General features: G+C 34.7%; 24 protein-coding genes. 9 read left to right on the top strand and 15 right to left on the bottom strand.

The features are described 5' to 3' along the window. Positions 1-130 precede the first annotated feature (130 nt). Positions 131-991 (top strand): RNA polymerase sigma factor RpoD/SigA, encoded by an 861-nt coding sequence (locus IR022_RS07435; RefSeq protein ID WP_050708991.1) that lies wholly within the window; start codon positions 131-133, stop codon positions 989-991. Positions 992-1,140: 149 nt separating this feature from the next. Beyond that, positions 1,141-2,406, top strand: a complete 1,266-nt coding sequence (locus tag IR022_RS07430) for a cation:proton antiporter (RefSeq protein ID WP_194203239.1) — start codon at positions 1,141-1,143, stop codon at positions 2,404-2,406. 2 nt (positions 2,407-2,408) lie between these two features. On the opposite strand, the gene ybaK is transcribed toward IR022_RS07430, so the two are convergent. Next, complete coding sequence (gene ybaK / locus IR022_RS07425; RefSeq protein ID WP_194203238.1) at positions 2,409-2,894, bottom strand: Cys-tRNA(Pro) deacylase; 486 nt, start codon at positions 2,892-2,894, stop codon at positions 2,409-2,411. Positions 2,895-3,195: 301 nt separating this feature from the next. On the opposite strand from ybaK, the gene IR022_RS07420 reads away from it, so the two are divergent. From IR022_RS07420 to IR022_RS07405, 4 genes are all read left to right on the top strand, one after another. After that, the gene (locus IR022_RS07420; RefSeq protein ID WP_194203237.1) at positions 3,196-3,555 is read left to right on the top strand and encodes an RNA recognition motif domain-containing protein; all 360 of its coding nucleotides are present in this window, start codon (positions 3,196-3,198) and stop codon (positions 3,553-3,555) included. 111 nt (positions 3,556-3,666) lie between these two features. Next, positions 3,667-5,493, top strand: coding sequence for an LptF/LptG family permease (locus IR022_RS07415; protein ID WP_194203236.1), 1,827 nt, complete (start codon positions 3,667-3,669; stop codon positions 5,491-5,493). 6 nt (positions 5,494-5,499) lie between these two features. Next, entirely contained in the window at positions 5,500-6,717 is a 1,218-nt protein-coding gene (locus tag IR022_RS07410; protein WP_194203235.1) for a bifunctional 3,4-dihydroxy-2-butanone-4-phosphate synthase/GTP cyclohydrolase II, read from the top strand. Between the two features lie 126 nt (positions 6,718-6,843). Beyond that, positions 6,844-8,037 (top strand): pyridoxal phosphate-dependent aminotransferase, encoded by a 1,194-nt coding sequence (locus IR022_RS07405; RefSeq protein ID WP_194203234.1) that lies wholly within the window; start codon positions 6,844-6,846, stop codon positions 8,035-8,037. An 80-nt stretch (positions 8,038-8,117) separates the two neighbouring features. On the opposite strand, the gene IR022_RS07400 is transcribed toward IR022_RS07405, so the two are convergent. From IR022_RS07400 to IR022_RS07390, 3 genes are all read right to left on the bottom strand, one after another. Next, complete coding sequence (locus tag IR022_RS07400) at positions 8,118-8,654, bottom strand: DUF3806 domain-containing protein (protein ID WP_194203233.1); 537 nt, start codon at positions 8,652-8,654, stop codon at positions 8,118-8,120. Between the two features lie 41 nt (positions 8,655-8,695). Further along, on the bottom strand, positions 8,696-10,084 hold the full coding sequence (gene mgtE / locus IR022_RS07395; RefSeq protein WP_194203232.1) for a magnesium transporter: 1,389 nt from the start codon (positions 10,082-10,084) through the stop codon (positions 8,696-8,698). A 70-nt stretch (positions 10,085-10,154) separates the two neighbouring features. Next, a complete protein-coding gene (locus tag IR022_RS07390; RefSeq protein ID WP_050709000.1) occupies positions 10,155-10,742 on the bottom strand; it encodes a thymidine kinase in 588 nt (195 codons plus the stop codon). Positions 10,743-10,951: 209 nt separating this feature from the next. On the opposite strand from IR022_RS07390, the gene IR022_RS07385 reads away from it, so the two are divergent. Next, the gene (locus tag IR022_RS07385; RefSeq protein WP_194203231.1) at positions 10,952-12,019 is read left to right on the top strand and encodes an NADH:flavin oxidoreductase/NADH oxidase; all 1,068 of its coding nucleotides are present in this window, start codon (positions 10,952-10,954) and stop codon (positions 12,017-12,019) included. Between the two features lie 89 nt (positions 12,020-12,108). On the opposite strand, the gene IR022_RS07380 is transcribed toward IR022_RS07385, so the two are convergent. From IR022_RS07380 to rfbA, 5 genes are all read right to left on the bottom strand, one after another. Beyond that, positions 12,109-12,657: a 30S ribosomal protein S16 gene (locus IR022_RS07380; protein WP_050708962.1), complete on the bottom strand. Its 549-nt coding sequence runs from the start codon at positions 12,655-12,657 to the stop codon at positions 12,109-12,111. A 161-nt stretch (positions 12,658-12,818) separates the two neighbouring features. Further along, a complete protein-coding gene (locus tag IR022_RS07375) occupies positions 12,819-13,820 on the bottom strand; it encodes a S41 family peptidase (RefSeq protein WP_194203230.1) in 1,002 nt (333 codons plus the stop codon). 117 nt (positions 13,821-13,937) lie between these two features. Further along, entirely contained in the window at positions 13,938-14,699 is a 762-nt protein-coding gene (locus tag IR022_RS07370; protein WP_194203229.1) for a glycoside hydrolase family 25 protein, read from the bottom strand. Between the two features lie 3 nt (positions 14,700-14,702). After that, on the bottom strand, positions 14,703-15,251 hold the full coding sequence (rfbC, locus tag IR022_RS07365) for a dTDP-4-dehydrorhamnose 3,5-epimerase (RefSeq protein WP_194203228.1): 549 nt from the start codon (positions 15,249-15,251) through the stop codon (positions 14,703-14,705). A gap of 4 nt (positions 15,252-15,255) precedes the next feature. After that, on the bottom strand, positions 15,256-16,116 hold the full coding sequence (rfbA, locus tag IR022_RS07360; RefSeq protein WP_194203227.1) for a glucose-1-phosphate thymidylyltransferase RfbA: 861 nt from the start codon (positions 16,114-16,116) through the stop codon (positions 15,256-15,258). A 136-nt stretch (positions 16,117-16,252) separates the two neighbouring features. On the opposite strand from rfbA, the gene IR022_RS07355 reads away from it, so the two are divergent. Then, complete coding sequence (locus IR022_RS07355) at positions 16,253-16,996, top strand: hypothetical protein (RefSeq protein WP_194203226.1); 744 nt, start codon at positions 16,253-16,255, stop codon at positions 16,994-16,996. A gap of 69 nt (positions 16,997-17,065) precedes the next feature. On the opposite strand, the gene rpiB is transcribed toward IR022_RS07355, so the two are convergent. From rpiB to IR022_RS07335, 4 genes are all read right to left on the bottom strand, one after another. After that, a complete protein-coding gene (rpiB, locus tag IR022_RS07350; protein ID WP_050708956.1) occupies positions 17,066-17,536 on the bottom strand; it encodes a ribose 5-phosphate isomerase B in 471 nt (156 codons plus the stop codon). 12 nt (positions 17,537-17,548) lie between these two features. Further along, positions 17,549-19,579 carry a transketolase family protein gene (locus IR022_RS07345; RefSeq protein WP_194203225.1) on the bottom strand — a complete coding sequence of 677 codons (2,031 nt, stop codon included), beginning with the start codon at positions 19,577-19,579 and terminating at the stop codon, positions 17,549-17,551. A 173-nt stretch (positions 19,580-19,752) separates the two neighbouring features. Continuing rightward, positions 19,753-21,048, bottom strand: a complete 1,296-nt coding sequence (locus tag IR022_RS07340; RefSeq protein ID WP_050708954.1) for an MFS transporter — start codon at positions 21,046-21,048, stop codon at positions 19,753-19,755. Positions 21,049-21,093: 45 nt separating this feature from the next. After that, positions 21,094-22,179, bottom strand: a complete 1,086-nt coding sequence (locus tag IR022_RS07335; protein WP_194203224.1) for an aldose epimerase family protein — start codon at positions 22,177-22,179, stop codon at positions 21,094-21,096. A gap of 271 nt (positions 22,180-22,450) precedes the next feature. Here IR022_RS07335 and IR022_RS07330 point away from each other — a divergent pair, with 271 nt between their 5' ends. Further along, positions 22,451-23,272: a tetratricopeptide repeat protein gene (locus IR022_RS07330; RefSeq protein WP_194203223.1), complete on the top strand. Its 822-nt coding sequence runs from the start codon at positions 22,451-22,453 to the stop codon at positions 23,270-23,272. Positions 23,273-23,336: 64 nt separating this feature from the next. On the opposite strand, the gene IR022_RS07325 is transcribed toward IR022_RS07330, so the two are convergent. Together IR022_RS07325 and IR022_RS07320 are read right to left on the bottom strand one after the other, a co-directional pair. Next, a complete protein-coding gene (locus IR022_RS07325; RefSeq protein ID WP_194203222.1) occupies positions 23,337-24,470 on the bottom strand; it encodes an adenylyltransferase/cytidyltransferase family protein in 1,134 nt (377 codons plus the stop codon). A 41-nt stretch (positions 24,471-24,511) separates the two neighbouring features. Beyond that, on the bottom strand, positions 24,512-25,669 hold the full coding sequence (locus IR022_RS07320) for an iron-containing alcohol dehydrogenase (protein ID WP_194203221.1): 1,158 nt from the start codon (positions 25,667-25,669) through the stop codon (positions 24,512-24,514). Between the last annotated feature and the right edge of the window lie 32 nt (positions 25,670-25,701).

Raw genomic sequence — 25,701 nt, 5'->3', positions numbered from 1 at the left:
TTATTATATTAAAGGAACAAAGATATATTACATAGAAGTGATTTTTATTATAATTAGGTGACCTAAAATTGATATTTAATTTATACCTTTGCACACTTGTTTGAAAAAAATTAATATTTAAAGCGAATAAATGAGACAGTTAAAGATTACAAAATCGATAACAAATCGAGAGAGTGCATCTTTGGATAAGTATCTTCAAGAGATTGGTCGTGAGGATCTTATCACTGTAGAAGAAGAGGTGGAGTTGGCTCAGGCCATTAAGCGAGGAGATAGAGCAGCGTTAGAAAAACTTACACGAGCTAATCTTCGTTTTGTGGTATCTGTGGCAAAACAATACCAAAACCAAGGATTAAGCCTACCTGACCTTATTAACGAAGGTAACTTAGGTTTGATTAAAGCAGCTGAGAAATTTGATGAGACTAGAGGATTTAAATTTATCAGTTATGCAGTTTGGTGGATTCGTCAATCTATTTTGCAAGCATTAGCTGAGCAGTCGCGTATAGTACGTCTTCCTTTAAATCAGGTAGGTTCACTAAACAAGATCAGCAAAGCTTTCTCAAAATTTGAGCAAGAAAATGAGCGTAAGCCCTCACCAGAGGAATTGGCAGAACAATTGGATATTCCAGTTGATAAAATTTCCGATTCTCTAAAGGTGTCAGGCCGTCATATTTCGATGGATGCTCCGTTTGTGGAAGGCGAAGATAATAGCTTACTTGATGTATTAGTGAATGATGATGCTCCTATTGCAGACCGTGCATTGATGAACGAATCTCTTCAACAGGAAATCGAAAGAGCCCTATCTACTTTGACCGAAAGGGAAAGTGATATTATCAAAATGTTTTTTGGTATAGGGTGTCAAGAGATGACATTAGAAGAAATTGGAGATAAATTCCAGTTAACGCGTGAGCGTGTTAGACAAATCAAAGAAAAGGCAATCAAACGATTACGCCAAAATTCGAGAAGTAAATTACTTAAGGGTTATTTAGGTTGAGAAAAACCTAAAACTCAAAATATATAAAGGGATTGCTAAAATAGCAATCCCTTTTTTTTGCTCAAAAATATAAACACAACTTATTAAAAACTCTTTTTTCTTATATTTGTGTGACAAACTTCTGTTTTTACTTCTTAAAAATATCATAAATGGAATTATACTATTCATTTTCTATTCTTATCGTTATCGCTACGGTTTTTTCTTACGTGAACATACGGTTTCTGAAATTACCTTCAACTATTGGAATTATGGTTATCGCCATGATTGTTTCCATACTTTTGGTGTTTATCGGAAATTTGGTAACTACTGGACCTTTACAGGATTTTTCGACGTTGATAGGAAGTCTTAATTTCTCGGAAATATTGATGAATGGTATGCTTAATTTTCTGCTCTTTGCAGGAGCTATTCATATTAATATAAATGACCTTAAAGAGCAACGGGTGCCTGTTATTATATTTTCTACATTAAGTGTTATTATATCAACATTTGTAATTGGATTTGCACTGTATTTCCTGCTAAACAGATTGCTGCCCATGGTAGATTTGCATTTAGAGATTCCTTTTATATACTGTTTACTTTTTGGTTCGCTGATTTCGCCTACCGATCCTATTGCTGTATTGAGCATTCTGAAACAAGCGAATGTTTCGAAGTCTGTAGAAACTAAAGTTGCAGGAGAGTCACTCTTTAATGATGGTGTTGCGGTAGTAGTTTTTGCTGTGATACTAAAACTTGCGCAAGGAGAGTCGATAGATTTGTCTGTAACTAACATAGCTTGGTTGTTTGTAAAAGAAGCATGCGGAGGATTTCTAGTAGGGCTTCTGCTGGGTTATATTGCTGCTAAGGCTATGAGGACTGCCAATGATTATAAAGTCTCGGTATTAATAACTTTATCGGTGGTAATGGGTGGTTCATTGATTGTTCATGCAATGCATATTTCAGGACCTTTGGCAATGGTTGCTGCAGGTCTTATTATTGGTGAATCTAAAAGGAAGCGAAAAGAAAATGAAGAAAGTAATACCAGTAATCATGTTGGACACTTTTGGGAACTATTGGATGAGGTGTTCAATGCTATATTGTTTCTTTTTATAGGATTTGAACTACTTCTTATTCCTAATCTTCAAAATTATTGGTTGATAGGTTGTATTTGCATTGTCGTAGTTTTATTTGCTCGATATATCTCAATAAAAATCCCTACACTAATAATTCCATTTAAAGAAAAATTCTCGAGTGGTACTATAAAAATTCTCGTTTGGGGAGGACTTCGTGGAGGTGTTTCCATTGCTTTGGCTCTGTCTATAGCCGAAGGACCTTTTAAACAAGTGCTTATAGCTGCAACCTATTTTGTGGTTGTGTTCTCTATTATAGTACAAGGGTTAACTATTGGTAAGTTGGCAAAGAAGATTAAAATTTCATAGAGTTATTCTTCTTGAATACATAGTGTGCAAACTGTAGCTTCGATAGCCGTCAAAAGGTCTGTCGGAGCTATTTTTATCTGTAAACCCCTCTGTCCGGCACTAATGTAGATGTAGTCGAAATCTTTGCAGGTGGAGTGTATATATGTAGGAAATTTCTTTTTCATTCCAATAGGGGAGCATGCTCCTCTAATATATCCGGTTGTATTTAATAGGTCTTTCATTAATATCATGTGGCAACTCTTGTTTCCTGAGGCTTTGGCAGCCAGTTTAAGGTCTAGCTCTTCTGCTCCGGGAATTATGCATACAAAATACCCCGATTTGTCACCTTTAAGAACCAATGTTTTAAATAGCTGCTCTATGGGTTCGTTTAATTGTTCGGCTACGTGAACGGCACTAAGGTCAGATTCGTCCACCTCATAAGGAATAAGCTCGTAATCTATTTTTATTTTGTCCAGTAATCTGGCTGCATTTGTCTTATTGATTTTCATCTCTAAATAATTAGTTGCACTTTATTACAAAAGTAATTGTTGTGTAATATAGTCAGGTATTAAAATAATGTTAATTAATTTCTAAAATTGTAGGGTTTAGTTAAAACTAAGAGTGGAGCTACTTATTTGCCACGTAAATACATAAGATGTCAAATTTATTACTACATTTGTGAGTGCATAAGTAATTTTTAGACAGATGGGTTTAATTTCTTTCTCAAGTATCTTGGTTAGTATATTCATTTCTCTCTGAATTTGGTTCTTTGCTAAACACAATTATTTATTTTTTTTAATTACATTTTTTATGAACATTTTTATTGCAGGTTTAAGCTATAGTATTACAGATGCTGACCTAAACGATTTATTTGGAGAATACGGAGAGATTGCTTCTGCTAAAGTTATTATGGACAGAGAAACTGGTCGTTCAAAAGGTTACGGATTCGTAGAAATGAATGACGAAGCTTCAGGTCAAAAAGCTATTGATGAGTTGAACGGTGCTGAATATGATGGCAGAACTATTTCTGTATCAGTAGCACGCCCAAGAACTGAAGGTGGCGGCGCAGGTGGTCCTCGTAGAAGCAATTCTGGCGGCGGATTCGGCGGCGGCGGTGGCAACAGAAGAGGTGGTAACTCAGGTGGCGGTTTCAATCGTGAAAGATATTAATATTTAGAATATTATATAGAGCCATAAGAAAAGAGATAGTTTATACTATCTCTTTTCTGTTTTTTAGCAGCTTTTTTTACTAACTTTGTCTTATAAATAAGATCAAGTTTGATGTTGGGTGTAAAACGACTATACGTATATATATTACAGACATTTGTGCCAGTGTTTTTCATGACATTTGCCATTTCTTTGTTTATTATATTAATGCAATTTCTTTGGAAGTATGTTGAGGATATGGTCGGTAAAGGACTCGAAACTCATGTGCTTGCCGAATTGTTTACATATGCTGCACTATCGTTAGTGCCAATGGCATTGCCTTTAGCTATATTGCTAGCTTCTTTGATGACTTTTGGTAATCTGGGAGAGCGTTACGAGCTATTAGCTATTAAAGCTGCAGGTATATCTTTACTTAAAGCTATGCGCCCACTAATAATACTTATGGTATTGATTTGTGTAGGTGCTTTCTTTTTTCAGAATAATGTCATTCCAAAGATTAATGTGAAGCTTCGGTCATTAATGATTTCGGTAAGACAGAAATCTCCCGAACTAGATATTCCCGAAGGCTCTTTTTACTCAGGAATAGAGAATTACAATATTTTTGTAAAAACTAAAGATAAAGAAACAGGTACATTACGTGATGTAATGATCTATGATGTATCCAAAGGGTTCGATAATATGGCTGTAATCGTTTGCGATTCAGCTAAAATGAAAATGTCTTCTAATAAAGACTATTTGCAATTGAATCTGTTTTATGGACAGCAATTTTCTAATTTCAAACAGTCAGGTTTAGATAATACTTCGGCTGCTCGAAATGATAAATTTGTGCCATACAGCCGCGAGAATTTTAAAGAAAGGCAGGTTATTATTCCTTTCGATGCAAATTTCAATAGAATGGACGAGTCATCTATGGATGGAACCCAGATTGCAAAGAATGCTTCGCAGTTGAGAGCTTCAATAGATTCTCTTTCAATAATAGTAGATAGTTTGAATATTAATGACCGAAAGGTCATGCTTAATTATACTTATTTATCGTACCGCAATAACTATCAAACGGATACGACTAAATTAAAAGAAGCAAATAATACATCATTTGCATATAGTCTTGATTCGGTAATGAATTCTCTTTCTCCTTCCGAAAAGACAAGCGTATATACTGATGCGATGTCTAGAGCTGAAGCTAATAAGAATGATTTTATGTTTCGCTCGATTTCGAAGATCGATACTCAAAAAAAGATACGACAACATAATGTAGAATTACAGCGTAAATTTACGTTATCTTTTGCCTGCTTGGTCTTCTTTTTTATTGGGGCTCCATTAGGTGCAATTATAAGGAAAGGAGGGTTAGGAATGCCAGTTGTGGTATCCGTTATCTTATTTATAATCTATTATATAATAGATAATCTGGGCTATAAAATGGCAAGGGATGGTGTTTGGGCTGTGTGGCAAGGTGTCTGGCTGAGCTCTTTCATTTTATTTCCTCTAGGTGTATTTATAACCTACAAAGCTATTAATGACTCTGCATTGTTTAATGCTGATGCTTATAGAAACTATTATGTGAAGGTCTTTGGAGATCGCAGTCTTATGACTGTTGAAGAACTTTACTCTAACTTTAATAAGCGGGCAAAGGATGCCTTGAAGGCCTTTGCTGTTTTTGTAGTAGTATCGGCGGTACATATGGTTACAAAAGGTTTTATTAGTTCAACCTTTTCAATTCTACAATGGATAAGTGGGATATTATATTTATTTTTACTTATTGAGATATTTTTTACTCGACAAGAGTTCTATTCTCGATTAAAGGAGAAGATTGAAATGTCAGGTATCATTTTAAATTTTACGATAGGAATACCATTTTATTTTGTTTTGTATTTTTCTCAACGAAATAAAATGAAGAAGCTGTTGCTATCAAAACAAGAACAAAAAATAACAATAAATATTTAAGATATTATGTTGGAGATAAAGTTAGATACTATCGAGGAAGCGATAGAAGAAATAAAAAAAGGGAACTTCGTAGTTGTGGTTGACGACGAAGACCGTGAAAATGAAGGTGACCTAATTATTGCAGCAGAAGCAATTACTCCTGAAAAGGTGAACTTTATGGAGACTCATGCTAAGGGGCTTCTTTGTGTTCCTTTGACTGGTGAGAGATGCGATGAGTTGGATTTACCAATGATGGTTACAAGTAATACTTCGGTACATGCCACACCTTTTACTGTATCAGTAGATTTATTAGGACATGGTTGTACTACAGGTATTTCTTCATTCGATAGATCTCAGACTATCTTAGCTCTTGCGAAAGCAGAAACAAAAGCGGAAGATCTAGGACGCCCTGGACACGTATTTCCTTTACGTGCAAGAGACAAAGGTGTTTTGAGCCGTATTGGTCACACCGAAGCTGCTGTAGATTTAGCTAAACTGGCAGGACTATATCCTGCAGGTGTTTTAATAGAAATAAAGAATGAAGATGGAGCAATGGCTCGCCTTCCTGAATTGATGAAATTCTCAAAAGACTTTGGTCTTAAAATAATTTCAGTGGCAGATTTGGTTAAGTATAGATTGTGCCGTGAATCATTGATTGAAAGAGGTGCTGAAGTGAATATGCCTACAGAACATGGAGACTTTCATCTAATTCCTTTTAAACAAAAATCGAATGGCTTGGAGCACATTGCTTTGATAAAAGGTACGTGGGATACCGATGAGCCTATTTTGGTAAGAGTTCACTCTTCATGTATGACAGGAGATATTTTTGGCTCTAAACGTTGCGAATGTGGCGAACAACTACATAAATCAATGGAAATGATTCAAAAAGAAGGTAAAGGAGTAATCGTTTATCTGAATCAAGAGGGTAGGGGTATTGGTCTGATGGCTAAGATTGAAGCCTACAAACTTCAAGAAGAAGGTCTGGATACTGTAGATGCAAATTTACATTTAGGTTATCAAGCTGACGAACGCGATTATGGTGTAGGAGCTGCAATACTTCGTGACTTGAACGTGAAAAAAATGCGTTTACTAACTAACAATCCTGTAAAACGAGTAGGTCTTGAGTCTTTTGGATTAGAGGTTGTTGGAAATGTGCCTATCGAAATTACTCCTAATGAGTATAACGAAGCTTATATGAAGACAAAGAAGGATAAAATGGGACATATTTTACATAATTTAGATTGAGGTTATAAACTCTTATTACTTCGAAAAGAGTAATTAAGAGAGAATCTGAAAAATATAGCAATCTACATTATTTAGGATTACTTGATATATAAACTAGAAAAATACAAATAAAGAAGAATAATTAAAATGGGACAGGTAGCAGATCGTATCGCTAATCTTTCGGCATCCGAAACATTGGCAATGTCACAAAAGAGCTCAGAATTGAAGGCTCAAGGTTTTGATGTTATTAATCTAAGTGTTGGTGAGCCCGATTTTTATACTCCGGATCACATAAAAGAAGCAGCGAAAAAAGCGATAGATGGTAATTATTCATTCTATAGTCCTGTTACCGGATTTCCTTCTTTACGTAAAGCTATTTGTGCTAAATTAGAGAAAGAGAATAACCTGACTTTTCAACCAGAGCAGATTGTTTGTTCAAATGGTGCAAAACAATCGGTTTATAATGCCTTGTTAAGTGTTGTAAATGCTGGAGATGAAGTTATAATTCCTGCTCCATATTGGGTTAGCTATATAGAAATGGTAAAATTAGCCGAAGGAACAAGTGTAATTGTTTCTGCGGGTATAGAGCAAAATTTCAAGATAACAGCTACTCAGCTCGAAAATGCTATAACTCCTAAAACGCGTGCTATAATCTTATGCTCACCATCTAATCCTACAGGTAGCATATATTCTAAGGCAGAACTAGAAGGGTTAGCTAATGTATTGGCAAAGCATCCGAATATTATCATTCTTGCTGACGAAATATATGAGCATATTAATTATGTAGGTAAGCATGAAAGTATTGCTCAATTTGAGAATGTAAGAGATAGGGTTGTAATTATTAATGGTGTTTCTAAAGGCTATGCTATGACCGGATGGCGTTTGGGATGGATTGCTGCTCCTAAATGGATTGCAGACGCTTGTAATAAATTACAAGGGCAAGTTACCTCGGGTCCATCTTCTATCACCCAAAAGGCCGCAGAAGCTGCTTATACAGGCGATCAGTCTTGTGTAGAGACTATGCGTGTTGCATTTGAGCGTCGTCGCGATTTAGTTTATAAGCTAACATCCGAAATTGAAGGTTTTAAAATAGAGAAACCTGATGGAGCTTTTTATGTATTTCCTGATTGCTCTTTCTATTTCGGAAAATCATTTAATGGTAGAAAGATCGAAAACTCAGGCGACTTAGCAATGTTTTTATTAGAAGAAGGTCATGTTGCTTGTGTTGCAGGACAGGCTTTTGGTGCTCCTAACTGTATTCGTTTTTCATATGCAACCGCAGATGAATTGCTTGTAGAGGCTTTGAAACGAGTAAAAGAAACTTTAGCTAAATTAAAATAAGAAAGAGTCCAATTATAGAAAAAGGCCTTGTATTACCAGATACAAAGCCTTTTTTATTTAAGTTTTGATTAGTAGCTTAACTAGTTACCAAAAGAACCGTCATCTAAATGTTTGCGGATTAAATCCATTATAGCTTGTAATGAGCCTTCTCTGTTTTGTTCTATAGCTTTCCAGATAGAGCTGAAAGGGAATGTTTGAAAAACAGGACTTTCTGAAACGCAGGCAAAATCACTACCATACTCATCGCTGATAATAGTCCATTTGGTTCCATACACGCTATTCATGCAATTACCAAATGCAGACCCTATTGCATTAACAAACTCCTCTTCAGTTACCAATTTAAAGCTGGTGCGTCTGTGTAACCATAAATAAATAAGCTCATCTAAATCTTGAGCGGAATAATTAGACAAATTTTTATCGGCACTAAGTTGTGTAAGCAGAATCTCTGCATCAACCAAACTATATGCTATGAATTCTTTGTCAGTATCACTAAGATTGAGTAAATCTTGCTCAACTTTATCAACTATTTTTGTTTTATATTCTACTGTGCGTCCTTCGATTTCAAACGATTTATGTTCGAAGTTTTCGTCATCGGACTTATCTTGTTTTTTACTCATATCTTATTTTAATTACTTATTAAGAAAACTATTTTGTGATCTTAATTAAGTACTGAACCGAAAATTATACTGGCAATGGTTAGATATATAATAAGTCCTGTAACATCGACAATTGTTGCCACAAAAGGGGCTGAGGATGTAGCAGGATCGGCTCCTAATCTTCGCAAAATAAATGGAAGCATCGAGCCTATTAGCGATCCCCATAGAACGATTCCTACTAGAGATAAAGATACTGTACTAGCTACCATAATCCAATGATCACCATATAAGTGAGGGAATATGAAATGCCATACATAAATACGTATGAAGCCAATAATGCCAAGTATAATACCAAGACTTAAACCTGAGATAATTTCGCGTCTGAATACACGCCACCAATGTGATAGGCGTACGTCTCCAACTGCCATTGCCTGTATAATAAGTGTTGATGCCTGTGAACCACTATTACCACCACTGGAAATCATTAGAGGGAGAAACATCGCCAGCACTATTACTTTTGCCAATTGATCTTCGTAATATTGCATTACTGAGGCAGTCAATAATTCACCTATAAATAAAACTATAAGCCAACCTGCACGTTTCCAAACCAATTTATAGAGGGGAACATCCAAATAGGGTTCATCAAGAGTTCCACTCGCTCCAAATCGTTGCATGTCTTCTGAATATTCTTCATCAGCAAGCCATAGCACATCATCAATAGTAACGATACCCAATAAAGTTTTATCTGGAGCTATAACAGGTAAAGCAACTCTATTATTCATTTTGAACACTTTGATGGCTTCTTCTTGTGGATCTTCTGCATTCAGAGATATAAGTCTGTCATCCATCAAGTCAGCTATGGGTGTATGCGGATCAACAAGAAGTAAATCGCGAATACGAAGGTCATCAAGTAAAACGCCATGATCGTCTAATACATATATAACGTCAATAGTCTCCGAATTTTTACCTCTGAGCCTGATTGTATCTAATGTCTCTTGTACAGTGAAATTCTTATTAATAGCAAGATAGTCGGGAGTCATTAATCGACCAACACTATCTTCTGGATAGGCTAATAGAGTCGATACTTCCTTTTTATCTTCCGGTGAAAGTAAAGATAGTAATTGCAGAGATAGTTCTTCGTCTTTTAGTTCTCCTAGAAATGCCGTTTGGTCATCTGGAGGCAGACCTCTCATAATCTCCGAGACCTTAAGTTTTGGTAGTTTCTTTATGACTCGTTCTTGTGTTGGAACGTCCAAAATTCTAAAAACATTAATAGCTCTGTTTGCACTCATTGTATCTATAATGAGTGGAGCATAATCAGGAAGTTCATCAATCAAATCTTCTATAATGGAGATATTAAGACTGTCAAGATATATTCTTAACTTTTTCTTGTCTCCCGATTTGATTAGTAATTGGGTGTGATGAACAATGTGTTTGAGATCTTTTCTCATACTGAGGAAGTTTTAATCAGTAAATACTGGAAAACTCTTTTTTCTCAAAAAAAGTTTTCATAAACACTCTCTATCTTTTCTCATTCAACCGCGTATAGCATTGTCGGCAGAGTGGCTTATATTCCTCTAACTCTCCAAGCATCACCTGCTTGTCGTTTGTTGATACAAGTCGAAACGAATAATTTGCTAATTTACCACATTCTACGCATATGGCATGTACCTTTTCTACATCATCGGCAATAGCACATAAATTAGGCATTGGACCAAAAGGATTCCTTTTAAAATCCATATCCAATCCGGCTATAATGACTCTGATACCTTGATCTGCTAATTGCTGACATACATCAACTAAACCCATATCGAAAAATTGAGCTTCATCAATGGCTACAACTTCTATGTTGGATGCCAGTAAAAGGATATTACTCGAATGTTCGACTACAGTCGACGGAATCGAGTTTTTATCGTGTGATGTGATCTCAACTTCAGAATAACGGGTATCAATTGCAGGCTTAAATATTTCTATCTGTTGTTTAGCTATTTTTGCTCTTTTTAGTCTGCGTAAAAGTTCTTCTGTTTTACCCGAGAACATCGATCCGCATATAACCTCTATACTACCTCTATTAGTTGCTTCGTGTATTGTATTTTCAGTATAAATCATATAAAAAGAAAGTATAAGAGGGTTAGATATTGATATTAGTTCCACCTACAAAGATGGCTCTATATTTTAAGCCGTGCAAAGATAGATTTTATAAAAAAGATATGAAAATGAAATATTATAAAATACTTCAAGAATGTCTGGATTATTTCTTAATTTTATAAATTGTATAAATGTTACGGTTATTATCTGAAAGAAAAAATAAATAAAACATGTCTAAACTATTAACCTCATTCCATTTGAAAGGTATTACTTTAAAAAATAGAGTAGTAATGTCACCAATGTGTCAATATTCGGCAGAAGATGGTTTTGCTAATGATTGGCATTTTATCCATTATGGAAGTCGTGCTGTAGGTGGGTGTGGAACTATAATACAAGAAGCTACGGCTATATCTCCCGAAGGACGTATTAGTCATGGCGATTTAGGTATTTGGAAAGATGAGCATATTGAAAAATTGACTCAAATTGTAAATTTCGTTGAAAAAAGCGGAGCTGTTGCTGGTATTCAACTTGCTCATGCCGGTAGAAAGGCTAGTTGTGCTTTACCTCAGCATGGAGGAAAACAATTGATTGAGGGGCCTAATAGCTGGGCTACGGTTTCTGCTTCAGGTATTCCTTTTGAAGCGAATGAGAATCCTCCGATAGCTTTATCTAAGGAAGGTATAGAGGCTGTAATCGAGGATTTTAAAAATGCAGCCTTAAGGTCTTTAAAGGCTGGTTATAGGATTTTAGAGATTCATGCTGCTCATGGATATTTGATTCATCAGTTTCTATCTCCATTGAGTAATCATAGAACAGATGAATACGGAGGGAGTTTTGAAAACAGAACAAGATTCCTTCTAGAAGTTGTTGATGCTTTAATTTCTTTATTGGGGGAAAAGCATTCTTTGTGGGTACGTATCTCTGCTACCGATTGGGTTGAAGGAGGATGGAGTATTGAAGATTCTGTGGAATTATCGAAATTGCTAAAAGAGAAAGGTGTAGATGTGGTAGATGTATCAACAGGAGGTAATATCGCTCATGCTAAAATTCCGGTAGGTCCTTCCTATCAAGTACCTTTTTCAAAACGAATAAAACGAGAGACTGGAATTATTACGGGAGCTGTAGGACTTATTACTGATGCGAAGCAAGCTGAAAATTTATTGAATGCGAGCAAATGTGACTTGATATTCTTAGGTCGCGAATTGTTACGTAATCCTCAGTTTGTTCTTAATGCAGCTAAGGAGTTGGGCGATACTGTTGCTAACTATCCAGTGCAATATCTTAGAGGATATAAATAAGAGTTGTAATATATCTCAGAGTTATTATAAAATAAAAAAGGTAATCCAAATTGGATTACCTTTTTTGTATGCTGTATCAAAATGTCGAATTACTCAGCACTTTCAGCAGCAGGAGCTTCAGGAGCTTCCTCTACTTCAACAGCAGCAGGAGCTTCTTTCTCAGCTTTTGCAGCAGCAGCTTCAGCTCTTTTTTGAGCTACAGCTTCAGCTTTAGCTTTGTTTACAGCTTGTTCTGCTTCGAAACGCGCTTTAATTTCAGCATTTGCTTTTTCTGCATGTTTGTTTTTTACAGATTCAGTAGCTTTATCTTTGTTTGCTTTCCATGCTTCAAATTTAGTTTCAGCATCAGCAACAGAGAATGCACCTTTAGTTACTCCACCTAGTAAGTGTTTCTTCATAAGAACACCTTCTTCAGATAGGAGATTACGTACTGTATCAGTTGGTTGTGCACCAACTTGTAGCCAATACAAAGCTCTGTCAAAGTTTAACGTAACTGTAGCAGGATTAGTGTTTGGGTTGTATGAACCAACTTTTTCAATAAATTTACCATCACGTGGTGCTCTGCTATCTGCAATAATGATTTGATAAAAAGGATAGTCTTTACGTCCTCTTCTTTGTAAACGGATCTTTGTAGCCATTTCTTAAAGTAATTTTTAATTAGTACATAATTATTTATTAGCGGGTGCAAATATAAGGATAAGTTTTGTATTTATTGACTGTTACTCAATATATTTCTATTTATCTGTTTTAGATATACCTATTGACAGGTATAATTTATAATAGTCTCGTTCATTGAAAATTATTTATTATTCAAAAAATTACGAGCTGCTTCTATCATTGTATCAACTCCTCTTTGCATATCAGAGTAGCTCATATCTACAGATATATCAGGTTCTATTCCAAATTCAATATGTTCTTTATTTGCATTTACCATAGGTGAGGAAGAAAAACGAAGAGACCAACCATTTGGTAATTCCGAAGAAAAAGGTAAACCGCTTCCTCCTCCGGTTTTATCACCCATAATAGTAACATTAGGCGCATAGCTCATTGCATTTACAAAATCATTAGAGGAACTGTAACATCTTCTATTGGTTAAAACGACTACCTTTTTTTGATATCTAAGTCGATTCGATGGCTCTATGTAGCGGGCATACGGATTCGAAAAATCATTATGTCCTTTCCCTGTTTTATGCATAATATAGCCTACTAACGTTTTATCATTAAAGAAACGTGCAGCAATTTTGTCAGCATTGCTTAGAAGTCCTCCTCCATTGTCTCGTATGTCTAGGATTATACCGTTACAAATTGACATACGGTTTATGATTTGATCAAGATTACCTTCTCCAATACCACTGGAGAAACTCCCATAATATATATATCCAATGTTATCTTCCAGTATTTTATATTTCATGCCGGAGGCAATTAAATAGTCAGTTCCAAGATAATTCTTTTGGATTTTCTCATCAAAATTATCGGGATAGTCTTCAAACCACTTCCAATACCTTGCAACATTATGGGTGGCAATAAGATTTACGTGACCATCTTGTAACTCAGCTAACATTTCGCCCATTACATCAAAAAAGGCATCATTACTCATGTTTTCACTGATACGGTCAGAGTATCGTGTATGAACCTCATCCCAATCTATATTCTTATATTCAAAGAAACAATACTTTTCATCCAGAGTTTTCCATAGAAGCTCAAAATTATCTCGTTTTGAATTATTGTATTCATCTTCATGAAAACATGATGACAAAAGAGTTACTAGAAATAAGCAAATAATGGATAATGTATACTTCATTACTTAATTATGTATTGTTTTTTCAAATTTATAAATTCTATTTTGTATTTCTTGCATATAGGTGAGGAATGGTTTGTATTTTGTAAAGAGCAAGTTTAATATTTAAAGCTGTATCCTTTATGGAAGTTGTAGCTGGCGAAGATCATCAAATGAATATCTGAAATAATTAAGGTCTAAATCTCCTACAATTCCATTTAATTCACCTTTGTGAGAAAATTGCCATATAACCCAATTTTTTATATCGTTATTTGGTTCTTTATTTAAGCTACTTATCCATATTGGATTGTTAGGGAAAGAATTATTAATATATAATTTGTAGCAATCAATATTGGTGTAAATAACAGGATGGAAACCGTAATATTCATAGAGCTCATTTTCCATAATAGAAAGTTCTTTTATGACATTCTTCACAAAAGAAGGATCTTTACTATATGAGTTTGCTGGAGAATGTTCTACATCAATAGCTGGAATTAGATCTCCAGATTTACATTTGGCAACACGAATAAAATGTTTAGCTTGCTCTCTTCCTGAAACTCCGAAATTGTAAAAGTGGTATGAGCCCGTTTTTATATTATTTTCTTTTGCTAATTTGTAGTTATAGATATAATTACGGTCATCGTGAGTTATACCCTCGGTAGCTTTTAAATAAGTGAATGTAATATTTTGCCTTTTTACTTCTGCCCAGTCAAGTATTGGATTATGATGTGATACATCTATACCTTTTACTTGGTATTTATTGCTTTCTTTAAATGTATTTGCTGTTACATTTCTTTTGTAGAAGTGATATCCAAGAGCAAGTAGTAATATAATTAAAGTCGACACTATTGTGATCGACTTTAATTTATTTATTTTATTCTTCTTTCTAGACTTTTTTGCCATCTTTTATTCAAACAAGATTGCTTCTGAAAGAAGTTTACCTGTTTTATCTTTTCCTGAGAGAAGTATTTCTTCTTCAGCTATCCCCCAATTTATACCTATTGTAGGGTCGCTCCATATAATTGAAGCTTCATGGTTTGGAGCATAAATATTATCAACCTTATATGTAAATATGGCAGTCTCACTCAATACTACAAAGCCATGGGCGAAGCCTCTAGGTACAAATAATTGTTTTTTGTTTTCAGCAGTTAGTTCCACTGCTACATATTTTCCAAAAGTAGGAGAGGATTTGCGTATATCCACAGCTACATCCAATACACTTCCTTCTATAACTCTAACTAACTTAGCTTGAGCATGCTCTCCTGTTTGATAATGTAAACCTCTAAGGACACCTCTTGATGATTTTGACTCATTATCTTGAATGAAATTTGTTTTTCCAACAAACTTTTCAAATTCCAATTGCTTAAACGATTCCATAAAATAACCTCGGTCATCGCTAAAAACGCTAGGTTCTATTACCCAAACTCCTTGTATACTTTGTTCTATAAATTTCATATTCTTATAATAAACTTAAAATATATTGGCCATATGCCGTTTTATCTAACTTTTTACCTAGTGTTTCTAATTGATCATTATCAATCCATTTATTACGCCATGCAATTTCTTCTATACAAGCGATATAAAAGCCTTGTCTGCTCTGAATTGTTTCAACAAAGTTTCCAGCTTCTAATAAACTATCACAATTGCCTGTATCCAGCCATGCAAAGCCTCGTCCGAAAAGTTCAACTTGTAATGTTCCCTCAGATTGGTAGACTTTATTAAGATCGGTAATTTCATATTCACCCCTAGGTGATGGCTTTAAGTTTCTTGCTTTTTCTGAAACAGTATTATCATAGAAATAAAGCCCAGGAACAGCATAATTAGACTTCGGAGTTTCTGGTTTTTCTTCTAGAGAAAGAACTTTTCCATTTTCATCAAATTCTACCACCCCATATGCTCTAGGATCTTTTACATAATACCCAAAAATACACGCTCCTTTATCTATAGATGCAGCACGTTTTAACATAGTGGAAAATCCTTGTCCATAAAACATATTATCACCAAGTATAAGACATCCTGGTTCTCCATTTAAAAAATCCGCACCAAGTACAAAAGCCTGAGCTAGTCCATCCGGTTTTTCTTGAATAATATATTCAAAGTGCATTCCTAATTCATCTCCTGTTCCCAGTAAATCCTGAAACATAGGTAAATCACGAGGGGTTGATATTATTAATATTTCCTTAATTCCAGCTAACATAAGAGTAGAAAGAGGATAATAGATCATTGGTTTGTCATAGACGGGCATTATCTGCTTCGAGATTGCCTTTGATAAAGGATAGAGTCTGGTTGCACTTCCTCCTGCAAGAATAATTCCTTTCATGGTTAATTGTATTATATGTTAGGGCAAAGATACTATTTTGTAGTGTACAAAAAAATAGATGTAAAAATAGACCTGATTCGAATATGTTAAATAAAAAACATATATTTGAGTAATTAGTTATATCAAAATCAAAAAAATGGACATTAAGAACACTGAAAATAATGAGAACACTAAATTAAATGAATTAGGTGATGGTATTTGTGAAGAACAGCAATCTGAGACTTCATTTTCAATCAATCAATTATTTAAAGATGCAGGCAAGCAGAGTTTAAAAGCTCTAAAGTGGTTTATTATTGTATTGATTTCTTTTGGTTTGCCGAATATTATTTTCTTTATATTATCTCTTTTTAAATATGGAAGTAAGCCTTTTGCTGAATCAAGCTTATGTATATTTGGCGTATTACTTATAGGACTTCTCTCTATTTTTTTATCATTATACATTACTTATAAGTATTTATTAATAGATACACTAAGTATAGCATATAAATATTTGACTCCTCTATTTAAAAAAGTCTGTGTCAAAATTATTGATAAAGTAATATCTGGAGGAAACAAGTTAATCGGAAAACGAGATATTGAAAAAATGTTGAATATAGGGAGTCTTATGATTGAAGTTTATGGAAAGCAACTACCTAGTTATGTAAGAAAATCAGTAATATTTATTTTGAGCCGAGTCCCTTTTAGCGATTTCTTATTTAAGATGCAGGATGATCTGAGAAGTGGAAGAAAAGATAGTAAAACTTTAAGCGAGATGCTCTACTTTCAATTAGATGAATATATTGTCAATACTTTTTTTAGAGGTAATTCCATGAAATGGATGTTATGGTTTTTACCACTAAACATAATTATACAAGTGCTATTTATTATTTTCATAAAATAAAGGCAATGGTAGCTCCAATTGCTAAAAATAAAAAAGGACTTCAATATTGAAGTCCTTTTTTATTTTTATTTATACGGGTATCTTTTCAATACGTCTTATATGACGTCCTCCCTCAAAAGGAGTATTAAAAAATGCTACCACAATATTGTAAGCTTCTTCGTTAGAAACATAACGTCCTGGTATGACTAATACATTGGCATCATTATGTGCTCGGGTCAGTTTTGCAATTTCGGGATTCCAGCATAATACCGATCTAATACCCTGATGTTTATTCAAAGTAATATTAATACCGTTACCAGTTCCACATATTCCAATTCCCGGATAGCACTCTCCCTTTTCAATAGCAATAGCCATCGGATGTGCAAAATCTGGATAGTCACAACTTTCAGAAGTATAAGTTCCAAAATCTTTATACGCTATACCTTTCTCTTCGAAAAGAGAAATAAGGTAAGATTTTAGTTCAAATCCAGCATGGTCGCTACAGAGACCAACTGGCTTCTCTGATTGAGAGAATAATGATTGCGATTGTGTAGTAGTCATTTTTATGGACTTTTATTTTTTCAAATATTCTTTTACTTGTTTGTATACATTGTCAGCAGTAAAACCTAGTTTCTCATCGAGTACTGTATAAGGTGCAGAGAATCCAAAAGTTTCAAGTCCCCATACTTTTCCATTATCACCAACTAAGCCAAGAAGATTTACAGGTAGACCAGCAGTCAGACCAAATATTTTCTTACCAGAAGGAATAACAGAATCTTGATATTCTTTATTTTGATTTCTAAACAATCCTTCAGAAGGTACAGATACAATTCTTGATTTTATGCCATCAGCTTCTAAGAGTTTAGAACCTTCTACTAAAGTTGCAACCTCAGAACCCGAAGCTAAAAGAATTACATCATAATTGTCATGATCCGTAACTACATAAGCTCCTTTAGCCGCTTGAAGTGCTTCATCATAGCGAGAAGCTTTAGCTGGAAGATCTTTTATATTCTGACGAGAGAAAATCAATCCAGTAGGAGTAGAAGTGTTTTCCATTGCAAGTTTCCATGCAACAGTAGTTTCTACAGCATCTGCAGGACGAAGTACTAACATAGAATTTTGGTTGTGGTGATTTTTTAATTTTTCCATCAATCGTATTTGTGCTTCTTGTTCCACAGGCTCATGAGTAGGACCATCTTCACCTACACGGAATGCATCGTGTGTCCAAATAAATTTGACAGGTTGTTGCATTATGGCTGCCATACGAATAGCTGGCTTCATGTAATCAGAGAATACAAAGAATGTAGCACAAGCTGCGATAAGACCTCCATGTAAGCTTATTCCTATTGATATACAAGCCATAGTTAATTCGCTAACACCTGCTTGTAGGAATGCTCCTGAAAAATCGTTTTTCTTAAAGCTTGTTGTATATTTTAAGAAACCATCTGTTTTATCAGAGTTCGATAAATCGGCAGATGAAACGATCATGTTTTCTACATTTTGAGCTAATACTGACAATACAGCAGCAGAAGCAGCACGAGAGGCAATGTTATTTTTTTGTTCGATTCCAGCCCAATCAATTTGAGGAACTTCTCCTGCAAACCAACGTTTCATTTTATCAGCTAATTGAGGGTTTTCTTTCGCCCATTTAGCTTTTTGCTCGTTATGTTTAGCTACAATTTCCTTTAATTCTTTTGCTCGCTTTGCATATAGTTCCTTAGCCTCAGGAAATATTTGAAATGGATCTTTACAATCTCCACCCAAATTAGCTATAGATTTATCGAAACAAGCACCACTTTCGCCTAGAGGCATACCGTGAGTAGCAGTTTGTCCTTCAAAGCTTGAGTTATCTTCTTTAACGGCTCCTTTACCCATAATAGTATGACCTACTATAAGGGTTGGTTTTGATTTTTCTTGTTTAGCCAGAGTTAAAGCTGATCTTATCTCAGCTGCGTCATTTCCATTGATAGAAATAACATTCCATCCCCAAGCATTATATTTTGCTACAACATCCTCAGATGTAACCTCAGATGTTTTTGTAGATAATTGTATTCCGTTTGAATCATAGAACATGATTAAGTTATCTAGTCCTAGGTTTCCCGCAATACGACCTGCACCTTGAGATATTTCTTCTTGAATACCACCGTCTGAAATAAATGAATATATAGTATGATCCATTTGTTCTCCAAAACGAGATTTCAAAAATTTAGCAGCAATTGCAGCACCTACGGCAAATGTATGACCTTGACCTAATGGACCCGAAGTGTTTTCTACACCATGATCTAAATCTAGTTCTGGGTGACCTGGTGTAATACTTCCCCATTGACGAAATTGTTTTAAATCGTCTAATGTATATTTACCTGCCAATGTTAATGTTGAATACAACATTGGAGACATATGTCCGGGATCTAGGAAAAAACGATCTCTGTTTTCCCAACGTGGATTTTCTGGATTATAAACCAGAAATTCAGAAAATAAAACATTGATAAAATCGGCTCCACCCATTGCTCCTCCAGGATGTCCGGATTTTGCTTTTTCAACCATCGATGCAGCTAGAATACGGATATTATCCGCAGATTTGTTAAGAACTTTTATATCATTCATGGTAAATTAATATATCATTATTTCGTTTCCTACAAAAGTAAGAAAAAATAGGATAGATTAGAAATATACTTCTACCCATTTTATTGATTATATATAAATGCTATCTATAGAAAAGCGAAAGCCCACTTGTTTTGTATATATCAAGTGGGCTTTCATTGTAAATTATAATAAGTTTATTCCACTGGAATATCTGTATTAACATTTTTAGAACCGATCAAAGCATAATATAATAAGTATATTAAGCCCATGATAATTACCCAATAGCTATTGATGAATCCGAATGAATCTGCTACAACTCCTTGGATAAGAGGTAATATACCTCCACCACAAACCATTACCATAAAAATACCTGAAGCTGTTGCTGTGTATTTTCCTAGACCTTCTACTGCAAGGTTGAAAATACCACCCCACATGATAGAAGTACAAAGTCCACAAAGGATAAAGAACATAACACCAATAGGCACTTCAGCTAGACCAAAAGAAATATCTGATTGGAATACAGGCATACTTACTGTTGTTTCAGTAGAACTGAAAACTGCCAATAGGATAAATGCTAATCCAAGAGACGAAGCAAAGGTAAGCATTGCTTTACTAGAAAATTTAGAAGCTACAGAAGCTCCAACAAAACGACCGATAAGCATTAAGAACCAATAAGTACCAACTACTGTTCCTGCAACGGTTTTATTTATACCTAATCCTCCATCATCTACGCCAGATGTCATAAATAAGTTTGTGAAGTTAGGAATACCTACTTCAATACCTACATATACGAAGATAGCTATAGTACCGAATATAAAGTGACGGAATGATAAAGCACTGTATTTTTCTTTTACAACCTCTTTTGTTTTAGTAACTAAGTGTGGTTCTGGAATGTCCATTAAGAACAATACGATAAATGCTACTGCGAAAATCCCCATAGCTATAAATAGAGCAGGGTTTGCATCTTTAATTGATGGGCTAACAGCATTTCCAATAAGATATCCTATTAATACAGGAACTATTGTTGCACTAAGAGAATTAAAAGTTCCTCCAATTTGAATTAATTGGTTTCCTTTTTTACCTCCACCTCCAAGAGTATTCAACATAGGGTTCACTACTGTATTTAGCATACACATAGAAAAACCAGAAACAAAAGCACCGATAAGGTACACTAAGAAACTACCTGCAACACCCGAAAGGAATTGTATTCCTACTCCTGTGAAACCGATAACAATAGCTAATAAAGCTGTTTTCTTATATCCTATTTTCTGTAATAACAGACCTGCAGGGATACCCATAAATAGGTATGCAATAAAGTTGGCAGCATTACCCAGCTGTGACATAAAGTTGGATGCACCAAATTGGTCTTTTACGATGACACCCATTGGGTTTGGAAGCCCTGTTACGAAAGAGATCATTGCAAAGAGAGCAATCATCATCGCAATAGGCAACGCATAATTTTTTTTCTCGGAAGAAGTTGTAGAACTCATAGTTTTTGTTATTTATATAGTTATCTAGTTATTATTTATTTATATTTATTTTCGAGTTGAAAATTTAAATACAGTTTTACTTTCAAATTTATCTTCGGGTTTTAGTATTATAGTTGGATACTCAGGGTTGTGTATGCTGTCAGGGTAATGTTGTGTTTCGAAGCATACTGCACTTTGAGCAGGATAACGCTGTCCGTTTTTACCAACAAAGTTGCCTGTCATCCAGTTGCCAGTATATAATTGTACACCAGGTTGATCTGTATAAACAATCATTTCAATACCAGTTTTTGGAGAATAGCATTCTAATGCCTGAACATACTCAGTCGCATCTTTTTTATTTAGAATATAGGTATGGTCATATCCTCTAGCCCATACTAACTGATCTGTTTTCTCATTGATATTCAAGTCTATCTCATGAGGAGTGCTGAAATCCATAGGAGTACCTTCCACTTTCTCAGGTTTTCCGTAGGGTATAGCAGTTTCATCTGTAGGTAGGTAATAATCGGCATTAATCCTTAGGACGTGATCTCCTACATTGGCATCTCCTGCTCCTGAAAGATTAAAATATGCATGATTTGTTAAATTCAATATAGTAGTTTTATCAGTAGTTGCTTCATATTTAATCTCTACTGAATCGTCATTGTTTAACGTGTAAGTGACTGTTACCGATAAGTTTCCAGGGAAACCTTCTTCTCCATCTTTAGATAAATAAGAGAGAGCCAGCGTTTGGTGGTCAATCTGTTTAACATCCCAAACAACAGAATTAAATCCTTTTAGCCCACCATGTAGACTATTAGGTCCATTATTGATAGCTAAAGTATATTCTTTTCCTTCAAGCGTAAATTTTCCTTTTGCGATACGGTTTCCTGTTCTCCCGCAAATTGCGCCGAAATAAGGTTCTTCCGAATTGATAAATTCATCGATTGAATTATGCCCAGTTACTATATCTATCAATGTTCCTGTATTGTCAGGTACCATTAAAGATACTATTCTGGCTCCGTAATTGGATATTGTAAGTTCTGATCCTTGTGTATTCTGAAGTATGAAAAGTGAGGTGTGTTTTCCATCAACAACTTTCTCAAAATTTGCACATAACAAACCCGACTTAGTTGTTTCTATACGATTATTCATGCTTATTAGTTTTAAAATTATATTACAGAATAAAGACCTGCTTTCGTACGTAAAATTATTATGACTATCTTTCTATACCTAAAAAAAATAGGTGTTCTAAAACATATATTTAAAACTTGCATGTTGTTGTAAATGCCAAATATATTTCAATCAGAATAACATCTATAAACACAATTTCTAAATCTTTATAGAGTATTCAAAAAACAGATTTAATATATTAAGTATACATTTGCATCTAAGTTCATAGTAAATGTACAAATAATATTTTAAAATGAATAAATATTTCTTTATTGCGGCCTTTTTTTTAGTGAGCTTTGTTTCTTCGGCTCAAACCTACGAAGAAATGGTTGCAAAATCTCTCGATTATCTTGATGCGAAAGAATATGCTGCTGCCGAGTTGATGTTGAAAGAGGCTATGCGTAAGGAGCCTGGTAATGAGGGTAATATTTTATTACTATCTAATCTTGGTACTATTCAACGCCAGTTAGGGAAACCCGAGGAAGCTTTAATTTCATATAGTTCAGCTCTGAGTAAATATCCTAATAATATTTTTGTACTTCAAAATAGAGCAGCTTTATATTGTGAATTGGACAGTTTGAATGCTGCGATGAAGGATTATAATATTATCTTATCTTTAGATGAAAATAATGTAGAAGCTCTTTATAGAAGAGGTTTAATACATATGACAGAAAAGAATTTACTAGGGGCTGAAAGTGATTTTGAACAAATCCTAGAAATTAAACCTGATAATATATTAGCTCTAAGTAGCCTGGCTTTTGCGCTAAAGAGTCGAAATGACTGGGTTGGGGCAGAAGAGAAATATACTGATCTTATATATAAATATAAGAATCAACCTGAATTTTATGTAAATAGAGCTGAATGTTATTTACAACTGAATAAAAAGGGTAGGGCTAAGAGTGATTTGGATAAAGCACAAGAATTAGGATATAATGATCCATTATTATATATATTAAAAGGACAGTTTGAGTTGCATCAGTTTGATAAATTTAGTGCGAAGCGTAATTTTGAAAAGGCACTGGAGCTTGGTGCTGATGAAGAAATAATAAAGCAATATCTACTATTATGTAAGTAGAATAAAATAAAGAGGATTATTAATAATCCTCTTTATTTATGTCAATATATTACCAATTTTATATTTAGCTTCTTCTTATTCTTATCTGAATAGCATTGTTTATAGGTTTTTCGCTTACAAAAATAAGATAGCCACCACCACCAGCACCACTGATCTTCCAGCCATTAACTTCATTCTTGTATGTATCTATAATTTCTAAGATGTCATTCGAAATCATATTAGGATACATTGCAATTTGTGCATCAAAACTTTGGATCATCGCTTTACCGAATGCTTGAGCATCTTTATTCTTGATAGCCTGCCAACAATTAGTAGCTGCATCACTTAGTCTTTTAACATTCTCCGTGTTTATGTTAGTATCACTTAATACATCATAATCTTCATGACGAGGATATAGAGGTACTAGCCATAAGTGTTCTTCGATCCAATCAAGAGTATTATTGTCCAGAACATTTTCTATTTCAGATGGCCAAAAGTTACCAGTATAATGAAACCTATTCAATCCGGGCATTGTTACTCCTAATGCATCTTGTGAACCGCTAACATATTTAGTACCGGGAGGGTTCTCAAAGCAAAATAATGTTTTCGCTAATTTTTCTTTATCTCCAGAAGGTATATCCACTTGCCATAATTCAATAGCCTTTTTTCTAGAGCTGGTTGACATTCCGCTTCTATCATTAAACTCATAGTCTGGTTCTATGCAGATAGTTAGTACAGGTCCTGAATATAGTTCACTAACATTGGGTTGATCAAGCCAACCTCCTGCTAAATCTATACGGTATGGGATTCTACATTCCTCTCTTAAAGCTGTTGTTGATCTGCTTGGTAAATTTCCATGAGGAACTCTTTTGCTTACAACATATTCAATACCAAGTTTTTTACATAATTCTTCTTTAACAGAACTATGCCCATCTGTATTGACAAAGAATATATCAGGTTTAAGTGTTTTTACTTCTTCTAAGAAATCAATGATTCCACTACCTTGATTAATCCAAGCATCTTTTACTGCCTTTAGAGATTTCACCATGTATAATCGTTCCTGATCATTATTAATGGTTTTTCGAGCTTTAAGTTCATTAATGGTTTTGTCTGAACCAATGCCCACGTATAAATCTCCAAGTGCAGCAGCTTCTTCAAAGAATGCCACGTGTCCACTATGGAGCATGTCATAACATCCACTTACAAATACCTTCTTCATATTTTCAGTTTAGTGTATAATCTTAAAGAAAACGTGTCAGATTATAATCGACAAGTTAATATATCTCTTACAACGTCGGGTGTAATATTCGATTTTTCACCTAAAGTCCATCCACGACCTAGTAATTTAGAACATACGTTATCAATAGAAGCTTTATTTAACCCGTAATCGGATAAATGAGTTTTAATATTTATCCCTTCGAAAAAAAATTCTACTGCTTTGATTGTGTTTTCAATGCGTTCCTCTCTAGAGAGATTATTATATATCCCGAATACTTCTTGACCCAATTGAAGTATTTTCTCTGCTTTTTGTTCTTTTAGAATAGTCATAACTCCAGGTAATACGATTGCTAGTGTTTGAGCATGATCTAGACCATATAATGCAGTGAGTTCATGTCCTATTTGATGGGTAGCCCAATCTTCGGGTACACCACATCCAATCCAGCCATTTAAAGCCCACGTTGAAGCCCACATAAGGTTAGCTCTTACATCATAATCATTTGGTGTTTCGAGTGCTTTGGGACCTTCTACAATTAGAGTTGCAAGGATTGCTTCGGCAAATTTATCTTGTATCATTGCTCTAACTGGATAAGTTAGATATTGCTCAATAACGTGTACGAAAGCATCAGCAATACCATTGCTTACTTGTCGGGGAGGTAATGAGTAGGTAACTTCTGGATCAAGTATCGAAAATTTAGGATATACATGTGGTGATCCAAATGCTAACTTGTCTTGTGTAGCAACTTTAGTGATTACAGCACCTGCATTCATTTCTGATCCTGTTGCTGAAAGAGTAAGTACAACACCAAAAGGAATAGCAGCTTTTATTTTAGCATGCTTACTTAGAATATCCCATGGGTCATTGCCTTCAAAGCAAGCAGCTGCGGCAATAAATTTGGTCGCATCAACAACTGAGCCACCACCTACAGCAAGTAGATAATCAACCTTTTTTTCTTTTATATATGAAACAACCTCCATACAAGTTTCATAATGGGGATTTGCTTCAATACCTGAATACTCGAACCATTCGAAGGATGCTAGAGCCTTTGTTACTTGGTCGTATACTCCGTTTGATTTGATGCTGCCTCCACCATAAATGATAAGAACTTTGCTGTCCGCAGGAATTTCCTGAGTAAGGTCTTTTATGGTATCTTTTCCGAAGATAATTTTTACAGGATTGACAAAACTGAAGTTATTCATGTTTTATTTTTGTTTAGTAAAGTAATAAAGAA

Origin of the sequence: Dysgonomonas sp. GY617 (assembly GCF_015233815.1) — a bacterium.
GTDB lineage: Bacteria > Bacteroidota > Bacteroidia > Bacteroidales > Dysgonomonadaceae > Dysgonomonas_A.
Note: the sequence above shows the minus strand (reverse complement) of the source record. Positions and strands in the feature narration are given on the sequence as shown.

Bases quoted from the DNA above. Each gene is read 5' to 3' on its own strand.
- IR022_RS07435 (WP_050708991.1), top strand. From the start codon at position 131: ATGAGACAGTTAAAGATTACAAAATCGATAACAAATCGAGAGAGTGCA.
- IR022_RS07405 (WP_194203234.1), top strand. From the start codon at position 6,844: ATGGGACAGGTAGCAGATCGTATCGCTAATCTTTCGGCATCCGAAACA.
- IR022_RS07410 (WP_194203235.1), top strand. From the start codon at position 5,500: ATGTTGGAGATAAAGTTAGATACTATCGAGGAAGCGATAGAAGAAATA.
- IR022_RS07325 (WP_194203222.1), bottom strand. From the start codon at position 24,470: ATGAAGAAGGTATTTGTAAGTGGATGTTATGACATGCTCCATAGTGGA.
- IR022_RS07335 (WP_194203224.1), bottom strand. From the start codon at position 22,179: ATGAATAATCGTATAGAAACAACTAAGTCGGGTTTGTTATGTGCAAAT.
- ybaK (WP_194203238.1), bottom strand. From the start codon at position 2,894: ATGAAAATCAATAAGACAAATGCAGCCAGATTACTGGACAAAATAAAA.
- IR022_RS07330 (WP_194203223.1), top strand. From the start codon at position 22,451: ATGAATAAATATTTCTTTATTGCGGCCTTTTTTTTAGTGAGCTTTGTT.
- IR022_RS07385 (WP_194203231.1), top strand. From the start codon at position 10,952: ATGTCTAAACTATTAACCTCATTCCATTTGAAAGGTATTACTTTAAAA.
- rfbC (WP_194203228.1), bottom strand. From the start codon at position 15,251: ATGAAATTTATAGAACAAAGTATACAAGGAGTTTGGGTAATAGAACCT.
- IR022_RS07390 (WP_050709000.1), bottom strand. From the start codon at position 10,742: ATGATTTATACTGAAAATACAATACACGAAGCAACTAATAGAGGTAGT.
- mgtE (WP_194203232.1), bottom strand. From the start codon at position 10,084: ATGAGAAAAGATCTCAAACACATTGTTCATCACACCCAATTACTAATC.
- rfbA (WP_194203227.1), bottom strand. From the start codon at position 16,116: ATGAAAGGAATTATTCTTGCAGGAGGAAGTGCAACCAGACTCTATCCT.
- IR022_RS07375 (WP_194203230.1), bottom strand. From the start codon at position 13,820: ATGAAGTATACATTATCCATTATTTGCTTATTTCTAGTAACTCTTTTG.
- IR022_RS07400 (WP_194203233.1), bottom strand. From the start codon at position 8,654: ATGAGTAAAAAACAAGATAAGTCCGATGACGAAAACTTCGAACATAAA.
- IR022_RS07320 (WP_194203221.1), bottom strand. From the start codon at position 25,669: ATGAATAACTTCAGTTTTGTCAATCCTGTAAAAATTATCTTCGGAAAA.
- IR022_RS07355 (WP_194203226.1), top strand. From the start codon at position 16,253: ATGGACATTAAGAACACTGAAAATAATGAGAACACTAAATTAAATGAA.
- IR022_RS07370 (WP_194203229.1), bottom strand. From the start codon at position 14,699: ATGGCAAAAAAGTCTAGAAAGAAGAATAAAATAAATAAATTAAAGTCG.
- IR022_RS07415 (WP_194203236.1), top strand. From the start codon at position 3,667: ATGTTGGGTGTAAAACGACTATACGTATATATATTACAGACATTTGTG.
- IR022_RS07345 (WP_194203225.1), bottom strand. From the start codon at position 19,579: ATGAATGATATAAAAGTTCTTAACAAATCTGCGGATAATATCCGTATT.
- rpiB (WP_050708956.1), bottom strand. From the start codon at position 17,536: ATGACTACTACACAATCGCAATCATTATTCTCTCAATCAGAGAAGCCA.
- IR022_RS07380 (WP_050708962.1), bottom strand. From the start codon at position 12,657: ATGGCTACAAAGATCCGTTTACAAAGAAGAGGACGTAAAGACTATCCT.
- IR022_RS07340 (WP_050708954.1), bottom strand. From the start codon at position 21,048: ATGAGTTCTACAACTTCTTCCGAGAAAAAAAATTATGCGTTGCCTATT.
- IR022_RS07420 (WP_194203237.1), top strand. From the start codon at position 3,196: ATGAACATTTTTATTGCAGGTTTAAGCTATAGTATTACAGATGCTGAC.
- IR022_RS07430 (WP_194203239.1), top strand. From the start codon at position 1,141: ATGGAATTATACTATTCATTTTCTATTCTTATCGTTATCGCTACGGTT.